General features: G+C 58.1%; 14 protein-coding genes. 6 read left to right on the forward strand and 8 right to left on the reverse strand.

The features are described from left to right. Nucleotides 1-51: 51 nt before the first annotated feature. The 7 genes from D7X94_RS09425 to D7X94_RS09455 form a co-directional block, all read right to left on the reverse strand. Nucleotides 52-954 carry an ABC transporter permease subunit gene (locus D7X94_RS09425; protein WP_120427469.1) on the reverse strand — a complete coding sequence of 301 codons (903 nt, stop codon included), beginning with the start codon at nt 952-954 and terminating at the stop codon, nt 52-54. A 13-nt stretch (nt 955-967) separates the two neighbouring features. Further along, nucleotides 968-1,885: an ABC transporter permease subunit gene (locus D7X94_RS09430; RefSeq protein WP_120427470.1), complete on the reverse strand. Its 918-nt coding sequence runs from the start codon at nt 1,883-1,885 to the stop codon at nt 968-970. A gap of 17 nt (nt 1,886-1,902) precedes the next feature. Beyond that, a complete protein-coding gene (locus D7X94_RS09435) occupies nt 1,903-2,811 on the reverse strand; it encodes an ABC transporter permease subunit (protein ID WP_158590974.1) in 909 nt (302 codons plus the stop codon). Next, nucleotides 2,804-3,730, reverse strand: a complete 927-nt coding sequence (locus tag D7X94_RS09440; protein WP_120427472.1) for an ATP-binding cassette domain-containing protein — start codon at nt 3,728-3,730, stop codon at nt 2,804-2,806. The genes D7X94_RS09435 and D7X94_RS09440 overlap by 8 nt, the downstream gene beginning before the upstream one ends. A gap of 582 nt (nt 3,731-4,312) precedes the next feature. Next, nucleotides 4,313-4,975, reverse strand: a complete 663-nt coding sequence (locus D7X94_RS09445; protein WP_442857900.1) for a response regulator transcription factor — start codon at nt 4,973-4,975, stop codon at nt 4,313-4,315. Between the two features lie 12 nt (nt 4,976-4,987). Next, entirely contained in the window at nt 4,988-5,545 is a 558-nt protein-coding gene (locus D7X94_RS09450; RefSeq protein ID WP_120427474.1) for a DUF1700 domain-containing protein, read from the reverse strand. Further along, nucleotides 5,538-5,891 carry a PadR family transcriptional regulator gene (locus tag D7X94_RS09455; protein ID WP_120427475.1) on the reverse strand — a complete coding sequence of 118 codons (354 nt, stop codon included), beginning with the start codon at nt 5,889-5,891 and terminating at the stop codon, nt 5,538-5,540. The genes D7X94_RS09450 and D7X94_RS09455 overlap by 8 nt, the downstream gene beginning before the upstream one ends. A gap of 203 nt (nt 5,892-6,094) precedes the next feature. On the opposite strand from D7X94_RS09455, the gene D7X94_RS09460 reads away from it, so the two are divergent. The 6 genes from D7X94_RS09460 (at nt 6,095) to D7X94_RS09485 (ending at nt 13,589) form a co-directional block, all read left to right on the forward strand. Then, nucleotides 6,095-6,448, forward strand: a complete 354-nt coding sequence (locus tag D7X94_RS09460) for a VOC family protein (protein WP_120427476.1) — start codon at nt 6,095-6,097, stop codon at nt 6,446-6,448. 7 nt (nt 6,449-6,455) lie between these two features. Further along, nucleotides 6,456-6,680, forward strand: a complete 225-nt coding sequence (locus D7X94_RS09465) for a VOC family protein (RefSeq protein ID WP_120427477.1) — start codon at nt 6,456-6,458, stop codon at nt 6,678-6,680. 627 nt (nt 6,681-7,307) lie between these two features. Beyond that, a complete protein-coding gene (gene proS, locus D7X94_RS09470; protein WP_120427478.1) occupies nt 7,308-8,747 on the forward strand; it encodes a proline--tRNA ligase in 1,440 nt (479 codons plus the stop codon). Nucleotides 8,748-9,143: 396 nt separating this feature from the next. Next, nucleotides 9,144-10,262, forward strand: a complete 1,119-nt coding sequence (locus D7X94_RS09475; RefSeq protein WP_120427479.1) for a Gfo/Idh/MocA family protein — start codon at nt 9,144-9,146, stop codon at nt 10,260-10,262. A 21-nt stretch (nt 10,263-10,283) separates the two neighbouring features. Continuing rightward, the gene (locus D7X94_RS09480; protein WP_120427480.1) at nt 10,284-11,135 is read left to right on the forward strand and encodes a sugar phosphate isomerase/epimerase family protein; all 852 of its coding nucleotides are present in this window, start codon (nt 10,284-10,286) and stop codon (nt 11,133-11,135) included. Between the two features lie 861 nt (nt 11,136-11,996). Beyond that, a complete protein-coding gene (locus D7X94_RS09485; protein ID WP_120427481.1) occupies nt 11,997-13,589 on the forward strand; it encodes an ABC transporter substrate-binding protein in 1,593 nt (530 codons plus the stop codon). Between the two features lie 329 nt (nt 13,590-13,918). Here the strand turns inward: D7X94_RS09485 and D7X94_RS09490 are convergent, their stop codons facing one another. Continuing rightward, nucleotides 13,919-14,434 (reverse strand): GNAT family N-acetyltransferase, encoded by a 516-nt coding sequence (locus D7X94_RS09490; protein ID WP_158590975.1) that lies wholly within the window; start codon nt 14,432-14,434, stop codon nt 13,919-13,921. Between the last annotated feature and the right edge of the window lie 697 nt (nt 14,435-15,131).

Raw genomic sequence — 15,131 nt, forward strand, 5'->3', positions numbered from 1 at the left:
CTTTTTTCAAAAACTTCCCTAAGCCGCCGGAGGCCGTCAACACTCAAAAAATTATTTCAGGTCCATCCGGCGGAACGCCAGCAATCCCCCACCGCCCGCCAGGACAAACAGTCCCAGCGAGTACGCCGCCAGCAGTCCAGGAGAACCCCGCTCCAAGGGCAAGCTCTGGCAGAGCAGAAACGCCTGCCCGCCGGGGAAGGCCTCCATCCCAAAATAATACAGGCTGCGCAAGGGTTCATCCACATAACGGGGATCGGGAATCATTTCCAGATCATCCTCCTCCACTCGCCTGCCGTCCTGCCAGTATACCAGATCGAAATCTCCCTCCTCGTTGGGCTCCAGCGTCTGGGTCACCTTGTCCCAATCCGGCTGGGCGGGGAGAATGCACAGATGCCGAAACAGATGCTGGGGCAGCCAGAGCAGCCCCACAGCCAGCAGAATCGCCACGATGGACACCGCCCGGGACCGTACTAGCATCCCCAGAAGAGTGAACAGGGCCGTGATTCCCAGAATGTAGGGCAGGCAGGGCAGTAGCGCCTTCGCCGTATCCTCCCACACCCAGATATGGGACTTCACCAGACACACCGCCCCCACAGACAGAGCCACATGGACCGCCGCGTAGAACAGAGCCGCCGCCAGCAGGGCGAAATAGTTGGCCAGATAGACCTGAGCCCGGGTGCGCCCCACCACGATTTTGTTCCGGAGGGTTCCGTTGTGGTAGTCCTCGTTCAGGAAGAGCGGGCAGAGCGCCGCCAGAATCAGGAACAAGGGCACAGTGAAATCCGCGATCCGGCTGCTCAGGTAGTCGGCGGGATGGCCACCGTTGGGCCCCAGGGCCCAGGAAAACATCTCGGACAGCTCCCATAGGGTGTAGCCCAGTATCCCCAGCCCGCCCAGCCAGAACCAGACGCAGCGCCAGAGCCGGGCGAAGTTGGCGGAAAGCAGGTTTCTCATGGTTTCCCCTCCTCTATTTCAGGTCCTTCCGCTGGAACACCGCCAGCCCTAGGCCCGTAGCCGCCGCTGTGAATCCCAATGCAAACCCGGCCAGCACTCCGGGCGGTGGCGGCAGGGCGGACACCGGCCCGGACACCGTATCGCTATACAGCTGGTATGCCTGGCCCGCCGGGCTGAAATTCTGGGCAAAGGCCAGGGCCGCGTGGAGGGGCTCCCCCATGTATTCCGGGTTGGGCTCCGTGGGGCAGTCCTCCAGGGTATAGTCCACGCCGTCCTTCCGGTAGCCCTTCACCGTCCGGCCGCTCTCGTCCATGATGGGCACGATCTCGTCGTAGGACGGCACCTCCGCCGGGGTCAGCAGCATCTGGTCGGCGGTTCGCGCGGCGAAGATCAGGGCCAGAGCCAGGCCCAGCGCCGCCAGGGGCACGGCGCGATGGGTCATCAGCCGGGCCAGCAGCACGGACATGGCCCCGATGGCCAGGATCACCGCCAGACTTGCCGCCAGCTTGGGCGCGACCTCCCCCCAGCCGGGCAGCAACGGGAACCGCTCCCCCGCCCCCACCTGGGGCAGGCCGAAGCCCAGCAGAACCCCCAGATAGACGCCGGTGTAGATCAGCCCCACCGAGGCCACCAGAATCAGATCGGAGAGGTAGACGGCGCCGCGCCTCTGGCCCACGGTGAGCTTGTTGCGGATGACGCCGTAGTAGTAGTCCGCGTTGAGAAAGACAGCCGCGAACACGGGCAGGGCGATGAGCAGCACCAGCACAAAGTTGAGCGCATAGCTGAGAATGGAGACCGGTTCCCCGTAGTTTGCCAGGGTGCGGGCGCCCTCCACGGATCTCCAGGCGATCCAGGCCATGGCGACGGACCCCACCCAGAACCACGCGGACCGCCAGAGCCGGGCGAAATGGGCGGAAAGCAGATTCGTCATATTTCTCACTCCTTATCTTATTTCAGGTCCTTGCGCCGGAAGAAGATCAATCCCCCGGCCGTGACGGCCGCGGCGAGCCCGGCGGCGTAGAGCGCCAGCTGCCAATAAGGCGTCGCGGTCTTGAACCCGTCCGGCTCCAGGTGGCCGTCCTCCAGAAGCTCCGCCAGCTGGCCGCCCGGCTGGATGTCGTTCACCTTGCGCAGAACGGTGCGCATAGGCTCCGCCACATAGCGGGGATTGGGGACCCGGGGGATGTCCTCCGGGTCGATGGGGTTGCCGTTCTTGTCCATATACTGGACGGTCATGTTCCCGTCCTCGGTGGTGATATACGTAACGCCGCCGTAGTCCTCGATCATCTCGGGCGCCTCCAGCTTGGCGTTGATAATCTGCGCCCCAAGGATCAGCCCGAAGGCCATGAACACACAGATCAGCAGCACCGACCGGTTGGTGATCAGCGTGGCAAGCAGAGTGAACAGGGCCGAGAGGGCGAGGAACAGGAGGAGCATCATCAGCAGCTTGCTAAGTGCCGCCTGGGGATGCCTCAGGCTCCCCAGAACCGGAAAGCCCACCAGCAGATAGACCGCCTCATAGACCAAGGTGTAGAACACCCCCGCGGCGTAGACGGTGATCAGGTTGGAGAGGTACACCTGGGTCCGGGTGCGGCCCACGGTGAGCTTGTTCCGGATGGTGCCGTCGTTGTAGTCCGTATTGATGAAGAGGCTCCCCAGGGCCGGGAGGATCAGGAACAGCAGGATGGCGTACTGGAACACGCCGGAATCCAGCAGCCCGTCGAACTCGGCCATGTCTTTCATCCGGTTGATATCCAGCACCATGTACACGCCGCCGGCGGCCATGATAAACGTGCCCAGCCAGAAGCGCTTGGAGCGGATCATGGAGAAGAAATTGGCGGAGAGGAGGTTAATCACGGCCATCGCCCCCTTTCCCGGTGCCCACCAGACTGAGGAAATAACTCTCCAGGCTCTCGTCGTGGTTCTGGATGTTGTAGACCTCGCAGCCCCGCTCGCTGAGGGCCCTCACCAGCTTGGAGACGTTCACCGCGTCGTAGATGTCCACCTGCCTGCCGTCCAGAATCTTGTATTCCAGCTGCATCTCGTCCAGCACCAGGGCCACGGCCTTGGGCTCGGACACGTCCGCCCGCACGCACTTGCGGCAGGTGGCCTCCAGCTCCTGGGCGCTGATCTCCCGGACCATGCGCCCCCCGTCGATAAAACCGTAGTGGGTGGCCAGCTTGTGCATTTCCTCCAGGATGTGGCTGGAGATGAGCACGGTGATGTTCCGCTCCTGGTTCAGCTTGAGGATCAGCTCCCGCACCTCCACAATGCCCTGGGGGTCCAGGCCGTTCACCGGCTCGTCCAGCACCAGGAAATCCGGGCTTCCGCACAGGGCCACGGCGATGCCCAGCCGCTGGCGCATCCCCAGGGAGAAGTTCCGGGCCTTTTTCCGCCCGGCGCTCTCCAGGCCCACCAGCTCCAGAAGCTCCGGCACGCAGGAGAAGTCCGGCAGGCCCAAAATCCTGCACTGCTGGCGCAGGTTATTCTCGGCGGACATGTCCAGGTAGATGGAGGGAGTCTCCACCACCGCGCCCATGCGCCGCCGGGCTTTGATGATCTCCAGGCTGCCGTTATTGGCCCCGTAGATGCTATAGGTGCCGTAGGTGGGGGTCTGCAGGCCGCAGACCAGCCGCAGCAGGGTGGTCTTGCCCGCGCCATTTCGGCCCACAATGCCATAGATGGCGCCCTTGGGCACCGCGATGTTGAAGTTTTCCAGCGCCTTGAAATGCCCGTAGCTCTTTCCCAGAGCGCTGGTCTGCAGTACGTATTCCATGAGAGTACCTCCTTTGGGTGATGAAAGGACTTGGGAGGGACGGGTTCCCCTCTTGAAAGACATCATACACCTAAAAGGTAAAGAAAACGGTAAAGAAAAGCGTAAAGAAATGGTAAAGATTTTCGGCCCCCGCCGGGAGACCTTGGGGCGTTTTTATATGGGCGCGTGAGTGCGTGCGCTGGCTGATTGCGGAGCACCAGGCCAAGCAGGCGAATTGGCTATGTTCCTCCGCCCGGCGACGGCTGATTCCAAAACCCAGGGCCTTTGTCCCGCCTGCTCCGCAGTCGGGATAGGGGACCCCCGACGAGGGTCCCCTACGCAAAACGTCCCACCGGGACGTTTATGCTACCCTCCTGCGTTATTTTCTCAGGAGTTTAAGGGCAAGAGATAAAACCGTGGGACGCTGTCCCACACCCTGCAACCTTTAAAAAGGTTGACGAAACTTTTACGGTTGTTCGGTTAGCTCGTCAAAACATCTAAAACGTTCACGACGAATGTAATGAGGAGTGACATTACGCGGTCAAGGGGCGTTAGGCCCCTGGTGGGGTGTGGGGCAACGCCCCACGGCCTTGCCAGCCTCCCCTAATTCTCCGCCAGCTTGAAGCCGATGCCCCAGACCGCCTCCACGCACTCCCGGCCCGTGGCCGTCCGCAGCTTCCGGCGCAGGTTGCTCACGTGCATTTTCAGGGAGCTCTCGGTACAGTCCGGGGTGTCCAGGGAGATCCTGTCCAGGAGCTGAGTCTTGGTGACCACCTGGGCGGGATTGCGCATAAGCTGGCGCAGAATGGCGTATTCCGTGGGGGTCAGGCGCACCTCTGCGTCCCCGCAAAAGACGCTGTGGGTGTCCGTGTGCAGGGTGAGGCCGTTATAGGAGAGGCGGTTCTTCTCCCGGCGGGGGCCGTCCCGCAGCTGGACCGCCACCCGGGCCAGGAGCTCCTTGGTGTCAAAGGGCTTGGTGATATAGTCCGCCGCGCCTCCCAGCAGCAGGTCCACCTTGCTGTCGATCCCGGCCTTGGCGCTCACCACAATCACCGGGATCCCGTCGATCCGGGGCAGCAGCTCCTCCCCGGAAAGCCCCGGCAGCATCAGGTCCAGAAGCACCAGATCCGGCTCCTCCTCCCCCAAAATCCCGGCCGCCTCTGTGCCGGAATAGGCCCGCTTCACCCGGTAGCCCGCCTTGGAGAGGATCTCCTCCAGAAGGTTGCCAATGTGCAGGTCGTCATCGACCACTAAAATCGTTTCCAAAGCCATGCCTCCTTATCCCCCTATTTTAGCCTTCGCGGCGCTGATCTTCCGGACAATTTTCACCGTGAAGCCCCAGAGCAGCCTGCCCAATACAAACAGGACGGCTCCTATCAGAATGGAATAGGGCAGGAACAGGGGGGCGGACATCACATAGCTTCCAAACTGCGCCCCCACCCAGGGCAGCTCCCAGCCCAAAAGGTGAGCCGCGAATTTGATCAGTCCCACCACAGGGGACAGCGCTCCGGCCAGCATGAAGCTGACTCCCGTAACGCTGGTCACCGGCAGCACAAACAGCCAGGCCGCCCCGGCCAGACTGTAAAACGCCATCACCGCGCACAGCCTTCGAAAGCTGAAGCGGGTAGTTTTTCCAATGGCCTCGCCCAGATAACCTCGGGCCAGCTCCTCCGGAGTGCCCAGTCGGGCGGCAATCTCTTCCGGACTCTTTCCTTCAGCCTGAAGCTCCAAAATCCCGCTTTTGATTTCCACCACAATGTCCATCCGCTCCCCCGCAGGAAGGGGCCGCAGATATTTCTCCACCTTTTCCAAATACCGGTTCATCTGCTCATTCATACCGTTCACCCTCCGATTTTTCTTGCATTCCGGCGATAGCCGCCGTCAAATTTTCCCATTCCGTGCTCATAGCCGCCAGATTTTCCCAGCCCTTTTCCGTAATGCGGTAATACTTTCTGGGGGGAAGGCCCTGGGTAGTATCCTGCCAGAAAGAGACAAGATATTCCTCCTTTTGCAGGCGGCGGAGCAAGGGATAGACTGTGCTCTCCTTTGCGGATAGAATGGGCCATTTCTCCAGGCTGCTGATGATTTCATAGCCATAGCGGGGTGCGGTGGAGATCATCCGCAAAATGCAGAACTCCAAAGTTCCTCGCTTGATTTGGGATTTCCAGTCGTCCAGGTTCATTCCATCACCTCCCTTATATACATCGTACCGCATAGTACTGCTTTTGTCAACAGTATATCAAAAAAGTAAGAATTCCGTAAAAAACCGCCTGGAAGCCCTCCAAGCGGCGAGTCGCTATAGGTTTTGAGCGTAATACTGTGTGGCCTTCGTACGCACAGGGTCATAAAAAGTATAGTATTCTTCCTTCAGAAAGGAGTAAGACTATGGCTCTGAATTTTCAATGCGTCGACATCAGCTCCAAGGACCCGAAGGCCCTGGCGGATTTTTACCGCTCCATCGGGGCCTCGGTATTCGTGGAAAACGACTGCTATGACGGGTGGAACATCGGCGGCCCGGAGAAAGGCGGCTATGTCTGCTGCTGGGACGAGAATGTCTGGGGGAAATCCACGGCGGACTTTGCCACCATTGTGCTGAACACCGGCGACGCGCAGAAAACCTATAAAGAGCTTAAAGCCAAGGGCTTTGCCATCGACCCGCCCAGGACCGCCGACTGGGGCGGCCAGGAGCTGAGCTTCCAGGACCCGGACGGCAACATCATACTGATTTTAAAAGGGTGAAGCGGATATGCGGATGAAACTGGGACATATCAAGCTGGGAGCCAGCGACCTGAAGCGCTCTGTGAAGTGGTACACCCAGGTGCTGGGCTTTGAGGTGGAGGACGTGGACGCCCTGTGGGAACGGCTGAAGGATAAGGTCACAGTGATAGAACCCATATGGGACACGCCCTGGGGCACCAGGAAGTTTACCATCGCCGACCCCGACGGCAATGAGCTGGGGTTCTCCCGTTGATTTTTCGTGCTTGACATTTCAGTACCGCCGGGGGTATAAAAATAGAAAGGACACTGCCTGTACTTTCAGCGACTACCAGCGATTAGTCTTGTTGACTAAGAGTTTTTTCAAATAGTTAGCCGTTTGGGTGCCAGCCGAACGGCTAACACGCTTTTATGGGTGCTATGTAGCCCAAATGAACCACCCCCTTTTGGGGGGTATTTTTATCCCACTGCCACTTTTGCGCTCTGTCCAAAGCGCATGTTTGGGGACGACGTTTTGCCCTCCGGCGGCTCAGGGGCTCCGCCCCTAAGAACCCCGCCACTTTTGAAAAAGTGGACAAAACTTTTGCCCTGGTTAGCTTGGAACGCTACAGTTAACAACATTGACCGGTCCAGCTGGTCTTAAGCTGGCGGGGGTGTGGGGCGCGGAGCCCCACGGTCTTGCCGTAGGGGTGAGCGTGTGCCTGTGGCACACAAGCTGCGAACCGACCGAGCCGGTAGGCGAGACCCGTGACCTGTACGCCCGGAGGCCTCCCATTCCTTCAAAAAACACGCGTTCTGGACACTCCCGTCCACAAAAACACCTTGCAAATCCCACCCGTTCCCGCTATAATAGTTCCAAAGCGAAAAGAGAGGACGGTTCAATATGGCGCAACAGAAAAAGATGGTGGAGGACATCACCTCCATGGACGTGGATTTCGCCCAGTGGTACACAGACGTGGTGAAAAAGGCCGAGCTGGCGGACTATTCCAGCGTGAAGGGCTGCATTGTCTACGAGCCCTACGGCTATGCTATCTGGGAGAACATCCAGCGGGAAATGGATACCCGTTTTAAAAAGCTGGGGGTGCAGAACGTGGCGATGCCCATGCTCATCCCTGAGAGCCTGCTTCAAAAGGAGAAAGACCACATCGAGGGCTTTGCCCCTGAATGCGCGGTAGTCACCCAGGGAGGCGGCGAATCGCTGGCCGAAAAGCTCTATATCCGCCCCACCAGCGAGGTGCTCTTCTGCGAGCACTACCAGAAGGTAATCCACTCCTACCGGGACCTGCCCAAGCTCTACAACCAGTGGTGCTCCGTGGTGCGCTGGGAAAAGACCACCCGGCCCTTCCTGCGGGGCATGGAGTTCCTCTGGCAGGAGGGCCACACCATGCACGAGACTGCCGAAGAGGCCCAGGAATTCACCCTGAAGATGTTGCGGGTCTACGAGGAGGTCTACCGGGAGGCCCTGGCCATCCCCCCGGTGGTGGGCAGAAAGACCGAGAAGGAAAAGTTCGCCGGGGCCGAGGCCACCTACACCCTGGAGCCTATGATGCACAACGGCGTGGCCCTCCAGGGGGGCACCACCCACTATTTCGGGGACGGCTTCTCCAAGGCCTTCGGCATCACCTTCACCGGTCGGGACAACCAGCTCCACGCCCCCTTCCAGACCTCCTGGGGCATGAGCACCCGCTTGGTTGGCGCGGTAATCATGGTCCACGGGGACGACAACGGCCTGGTGCTGCCCCCCCGGATCGCCCCCATCCAGGTGGTGATCGTGCCCATCGCCCAGCACAAGCCCGGCGTCTTGGAGAAGGCGGCGGAGCTGCGGGACCGCCTCGGCGAGAAATTCCGGGTGAAGCTGGACGACAGCGACAACTCCCCCGGCTGGAAGTTTGCCCAGTATGAGATGCAGGGCGTGCCTCTGCGCATCGAGATCGGGCCCAGGGACATCGAGCAGGGCCAGTGCATGTTCGTGCGCCGGGACACCGGGGAGAAGTTCCCCAGGGACCTGGACACCCTGGAGGAGAAGGTGGCCGCCTCCCTGGACATCATCCACGACAGCATGCTCCACAGGGCCCAGGAGAACTTTGACTCCAAGACCTTCACCGCCCACAACCACGAGGAGTTCCTAGACATCGCCGCGAACAAGCCCGGCTTCATCAAGGCTATGTGGTGCGGGGACAGCGCCTGTGAGGACAAGCTGAAGGAAGAAACCGGCGGCGTAAAATCCCGCTGCATCCCCTTTGAGGAGGAGCACATCTCCGATGTATGCGCCTGTTGCGGCAAGCCAGCCAAGCATATGCTCTATTGGGGCCGGCAGTATTAGAACTTATCCCGAAATTATCCGCGCGCAGCTTGCCAGTGGATTTTCCCCCATAACCAGCCAATTTCGCTTGCCAATCGCGGGATTGACGGCGCTCAATCCACACGGCTCTGACGAAAAATCTCCTTGGCAATCTGCACGCGCCTAATTTGGGGATAAGCTCTTGATCTTGATTTATGTAAACTAACGGAGCGCACTCCAGCGGGCCAAGCTAATTTCCCAATATTTCAAAGAGCAAAGAAATTATTTCTATAAAAATCACAAAGAAGGCTTTACTTTTTCTTCCAATTGCTGTACAATAGACTTGTAATCTGTATGGCTCCGGATGAGAGCGGCGGAGAGGGCTTCTGAAAGCCTTTCCCCCTCCGGGAGGCATAGAATATTAGGAGGATGATTCCCATGGCTAAGTTAAAAATTGGCTTTATCGGCTGCGGCGGCATCGCCAACCAGAAGCATCTGCCCGGCATGGCCCAGCAGACTGAGTATGTAGATCTGTGCGCTTTCTGCGACCTGATCCCCGAGCGTGCCGAGAAAGCCGCGAAAGAGTACGGCACCCCCGACGCAAAGGTATATACCGACTATCACGAGCTGCTGGCCGATCCCACCATCGACGCGGTTCACGTGCTGACTCCCAACATCGCCCACTGTGAGATCACTGTGGCCGCTCTGGAAGCCGGCAAGCATGTTCTCTGCGAGAAGCCCATGGCCGCCACCCCCGAGGACGCCCAGAAGATGCTGGAGGCCCGGGACCGCACCGGCAAGATGCTGACCATCGGCTATCAGTACCGTCATTTCCATGAGAACACCGTGGCCCGCAAGGTGGTTGCCGACGGCTGGCTGGGCGACATTTATTACGCCGAGGCCACCTATCTGCGTCGCCGTGGCGTGCCCACCTGGGGCGTGTTCACCGACAAGTCCAAGCAGGGCGGCGGACCCCTGATCGACATCGGCACCCATGCCCTGGACAACGCGCTGTTCATGATGAACAACTACGATGTAGACTATGTGGTAGGCACCTCCTTCGAGAAGCTGGGCCGGCTGCTGGACCCCGAGCATCAGGGCCAGAACAACTGGCGCGGCGAGCCCGACAACTGGAACAACGAGACCTATGACGTAGAGGATTCCGCCGTGGGCCACATCAAGATGAAGAATGGCGCCGTGATCAACCTGCGCGCTTCCTGGGCTCTCAACATGGCGGAAAAAGCCGGCTGCGACAACTCCGCTCATGTTCTGCTCTGCGGCACCAAGGGCGGTCTGGACACTCTGGAAGGCCGTGTGCGCCTGAACCATGTTATTGCCAATCAGCAGACCATCTCCTGGGTTGGCGATAAGGTGATGGGCTTTATCCCCGGCTTTAGCCAGGGTCCCGCCCCCCTTTCCAAGGAGCATGACATCTGGGTGAAGGCTCTGCGCGGCGAGGGTGAGCTGTTCGTCACCGCCGACCAGGCTTTCGTAGTCACCAAGATTCTGGACGCCATCTATCAGTCCTCCAAGACCGGCCAGGCTATCAAGTTTTAAGCCGACTTCGAGGTAGAGAGAATGGAAAATATCAATCTGCAAATGTACTCTTTTGGCCACGACTGCCCCCTTTCCGCTGTAGAAAAGATCAAGGCTGCGGGCGAGATGGGTTACGCAGGCGTAGAATTTGCCCAGGAGTATGACGGCGTACCTGTGGAGGACATCAAGAAGGCTCTGGCGGACGCCGGGGTCAAGGCTGTTTCTGCTCATGTCCCCTTTGAGAAAATGGGGGAGCACCTGCCCTATCTAGCGGAGCTTGGCGTAAAATATGTCGCCTGCCCCATGACCTCTTTTTGCGACGCGGAAGAGGCCAAGGAAGTGGCGGAAGAGCTAAACAAGTGGGGCCGGGAAGCCAAGAAATACGGCATTACGATTGGCTATCATAACCACACCCAGGAGTTCAACAAGGATCAGGACAAGTACCTATTCGACTGGGTAATGGAGAATACCGACCCGGAAACCGTCGCTTTTGAGATCGACTGCGGCTGGGCTTCTGCGGCTGGGATCAACCCGGTGGAGTATATCAACCAGCACGCCGGCCGCATTGCCGCCATCCACATCAAAGAAAATGGCGCGGTGATCGGCCCGGACAAGGCTTCCTCCCGGAAAAATCCTCCGGAGTGGCCCAAGTTTGAGCTGGATGAGAACGGCAAGCCCATCTTCCCCCCTGAATTCCTAAAGATGATGGAAGAGCGGGACAAGCTGAACGTGCCTACCGGAAGCGGTATTGTAGACTGGAAGGCTGTTAAGGCGGCTGCGGATGCCCAGCGCGATGGCGTGATTTATGTTGTCGAGCGCGAAGCTAATTACGGCGGCAAAGCCCGTATGGACTGCCTGAAAGAGGATATCGCCTGGCTAAAAGCCAACCTGTAAATTTTTCGTGAACAAATGGCTCTCTGCCTTGGCAGGGGGCCTTTTTGTTATTGATTTCGGGTCTGTAATCCTATGATATTTCTTGTTAAGAATTATAATTTCCGCCTGACTGTGTATACTTTAGGGGTAGAGGGCGTGAAAATGTCGTCTTGCCCGCATTTTTTTGGGGACGCACCCAGCTAACCAGGGAAAAAGTTTTGCAGACTTCGCTCTGCGAAGTCTTAGCTTTCTTCAAAAGCTCGTGGGAGTTTGAGGGGTGAGCGTTCTGCCGGATACTTGGCAAAGCCAAGTATTGCAGACAATGCTGCAAACCGACCAAAGCGGGGAAGCTCCCCAGTGGGGAGCGTTCTGACCCGACCGAGTCGGCAGACGAGACCAGCTAAGACTCAGAGCCTCCAAGGTCTTATCTCTTGACCTCAACACCTGAGAAGCGCATTTTGGGTGTGTGAATAATAAGTTAACACTCGCTCTGCTCGGTTAACTATCCGAGTTTTGCAAAGCAAAACTCTTGCAAGAGGCCCCTTTTTGCAAGAGAAAAAGGGGCCTGGAAACCGGAACCCGCCAGCTTTGTACTGTGTGTTGTTTTTATATGGGCGCGTGAGTGCGCGCACTGGCTGATTGCGGAGCACAGGGCCAGGCGGGCCTTTCGGCTGATTCCATGCGCACAGAGCTGGCTGAGAGCACATCTAGGGAAACCCCCGGCGAGGGGTTCCCTCTGAAAGTCTCCACCGGAGACTTTCATTCACCCTTCCTGCGCAGTTTCCCAGCCGTTTTGCGTGCCCAGCCCTGTGCTCCTCACCCTGCTTTCACGCCATCTTTGCCCTCTCCATAAAATAATCAAAAAGCAAAAGGAGGCCCTCCATGCGCCGCGTCTTATCCCTGCTTCTCTGTTTCTCTCTGCTGGCCACTTTTCCCGCCTGCGGCGATGGATATCAGTCCGGCATGGAATTCACCTATGCCCTGCCCCAAAACGTAGACTCTCTGGACCCTCAAACCGCCGCCCGGCAATCCTCGTATCTGGTAATCGGCTCTATCTTTGAAGGTCTGTGCAAAATAGATTCTGACGGGGATATCATCCCCGGCGTTGCCCGAAAGTGGGAGGCCTCTGATAATAATACCCGTTTCACCTTTCATCTTTATCCCAATGCAAAATGGAGCAACGGCACCCCCGTTACGGCTAACGATTTTCTGTTCGCCATCCGGAGAGCGCTGCGCCCGGAAACCGCCACCCCCTCTGTAGACGATCTTTTCATCATCCAGGGCGCCAGGGCGGTCTATAATGGAGAAGCCAGCGAGGACTTTCTGGGGGTCTGGGCAGAGAATGAGCATACCCTCATTGTGCAGCTGGAGCGGAGCTATGCGGATTTCCCCGCTCTCACCGCCGGCGCCCACTATATGCCCTGCAATCAGGAATACTTCGAAAGCTGTGCCGGACACTACGGCCTATCCTCTGAATACTTGATTACCAACGGTCCCTTCACCTTTTCCAGCATCTATGCCTGGAATACTACCTATGGCAGCCGAAAAGTTGAGCTTACCCCCTCTGAGAATTACCATCGGGCAAAGGACGTGGCCCCTGCAAAGCTGACATATCTGATCGACTACGAGGAAGCCGTTGTCCAGGATCCCGTTTCCGCCCTGGTTTCTGGCGCCATTGATAACGCCAGCTTGATGGAAACCGCTGCCGAAGAAGCCGCCAATCGGGGCTGCGGTATTCAGGTGCTGGACGACTCTGTAACCGGTCTGCTGCTCAATCCGGAGTCTGGAATTTTAAAACATCTGGAAGCCCGGGAAATCTTTATCAAAACCATTGACCGGCAGGCTCTCTTAGACCGGCGCATGGACAAAAACAGCAGCGAAGCTATGGGGATTATGGCAAGCTGTGTGCGCTGGGGGGGAGAACCCTATTATGCCGATGGCGCGGTCATGTTCTCCACCCAGGACGACAGTATTCTGGAAGAACGGCTCCCCGCCCTCTTAGAAACCCTGGAGCTGGAGCGCCTCCCCAGCATCACCGTAATCTGTCCCAACGACGAGGAATCTATCAATATCGCCAACGGCCTGTTGCTTTCCTGGAACTCAAAATTCAGCACCGCCTATAATATTCAGCCCTTGGAGGACGCGGAGTTCCAAGAAAAAATTGCCTCTGGGGAATATGAAGCGGCACTGTATACCCTGCGGGCCGGAGGCACCACTCCTTATCAGGTGCTGAAGGCCTTTGAAAGCACTTCCAGTCCCACCCTGCTGAAAAGCCCGGATTATGACAGCCAGCTCCACGCTCTGAGCTTCGAGCTTTCCTCTTACCGAAGCCTGGAATCCTACCTACAGGCCCAGCACCTGTTCTACCCACTGTTCAGCGACAAATCCTACTATGTCAGCAGCCCCAACAGCCAGGGAATCTCCGCTTCGCCTGACTTAACCATCGACTTTTCCAGGGCAAAGAAAAAGTCGTAGCGCCCAGGCCGCCGTGGCCTCCCCGCTTGGTTAAAAGAAGTGTTTTCTTGACAGTATTATAGGAAATAGAAGCGGTACATGAATGAACCTTTTCATGCACCACTTCTGCTTTTTTGCAGCCCCTTTGTCCTTGCTGAACTGCCGGCGGATTATAGTAAACGCAGTTCAAAAGAGGTATCCCTCTTTTGAACCAGGCGGCGCAACAACTGCTGTGCCGCCCAGCTTGAAAATCGGTATATACCGATTTTCAAGTGCGTTTACTATAGGCCCCCTGTCCTTACGAGCTGTTTGGCGGCCGGCAATGTCCAGCGGTCGGACCAGCTCTTTTCCTACGCCGAAAGGGCTCTTTTATGCTTTATCAACGTATATTCATACCCATCACGGGGCCGGGTGTGCCTCTCAATAGCGTACTGTCGGAACCCGGCCTTGGCCGCCAGCGCCCGGGAAGCGGCGTTCTCCTCCCAAGCCGAGTAGACAAACTCCCTGGCCCCCAGCTTCCAGGCATGGCCCAAAAGGCAGTTCAGCACCTGGGTTCCATATCCCCTGCCCCAGAAATCCGGCCCCAGACAGATCCCGGTCTCCTCCCAGGTATCCCCTTCTAGCCGGGCAATTCCCCCGAAGCCCATAGCCTCACCGGTGGACTTTTGGAATATGGTATAGGCTGTCTCCCGTTCCGCCTGGAACGCAATGGTCCGGCGCATCCGCTCTTGGGCCTCCTCAGCGCTGGGGCTGGGCTCCAGCATCATATAGCGGAAGCTCTCCGGGCGGCTCCACACGTTGCAGTACATGGGCTCCCAGTCCTCAAATTTCGCTTTTCTCAAAATCAAATCCTTTGTCTCCAGCATCGTTGACCTCCTGTCAAAAATGGATGGTTTGGGATGATATTGTGGCTGCCGGCGGCTGGGGGCTCTGAGTCTCACCTGCCGGTTCGGTCGGCGACGGGAAATCGCCACTGGCGATTGTCGCCCCCCGTCCCCCGCCACTTTTGAAAAAGTGGACAAAACTTTTACCCTGGACAGCATTGACCGGTCCAGCTGTAAACTTGGCAACGCCAAGTTTTGCAGACAACGCCACGAACCGACCGAGTCGGCAGACGAGACCAGGCGAGACTCGCGCAGCCCTCAAGGTCTTGCCCTTGACCTTAAACTCCTCAGAAGCGCAATTTTGAAGGTGAATTGACGCGCAGCGTCAAGAGGAAACGGAGAGTTCATCTCGCCCTGCGAGATGAATCTCTTTTGCAACTGAGAAAAAGTTTCCTAGTCTCGGAGTAAACCAGCGGAGAACGTTCGCACCCAGCCCGGCGAGTTTTGCTTTGCAAAACTCATGACGCCTGACGAAGCTCAGCTATATCATCGCTCCATTCTTCGCGTCAGGCACCCCGCTCGGGTTCGTCCGAAGAACGAACCGCCGGGAGAAACGGGCAGAGCCCGTTTCTCCCGCAGCCATTTTGCGGCTCGCCGCAAAATGCGAACGGGGCGGACGCGGGAAAGACTAGCTGAGCGCACGAGCGTACCAGCCGGGAGCGCTCCTTGCCAGCTGGAA

Source organism: Acutalibacter sp. 1XD8-33 (assembly GCF_003612555.1).
Taxonomy (GTDB): domain Bacteria; phylum Bacillota; class Clostridia; order Oscillospirales; family Acutalibacteraceae; genus Acutalibacter.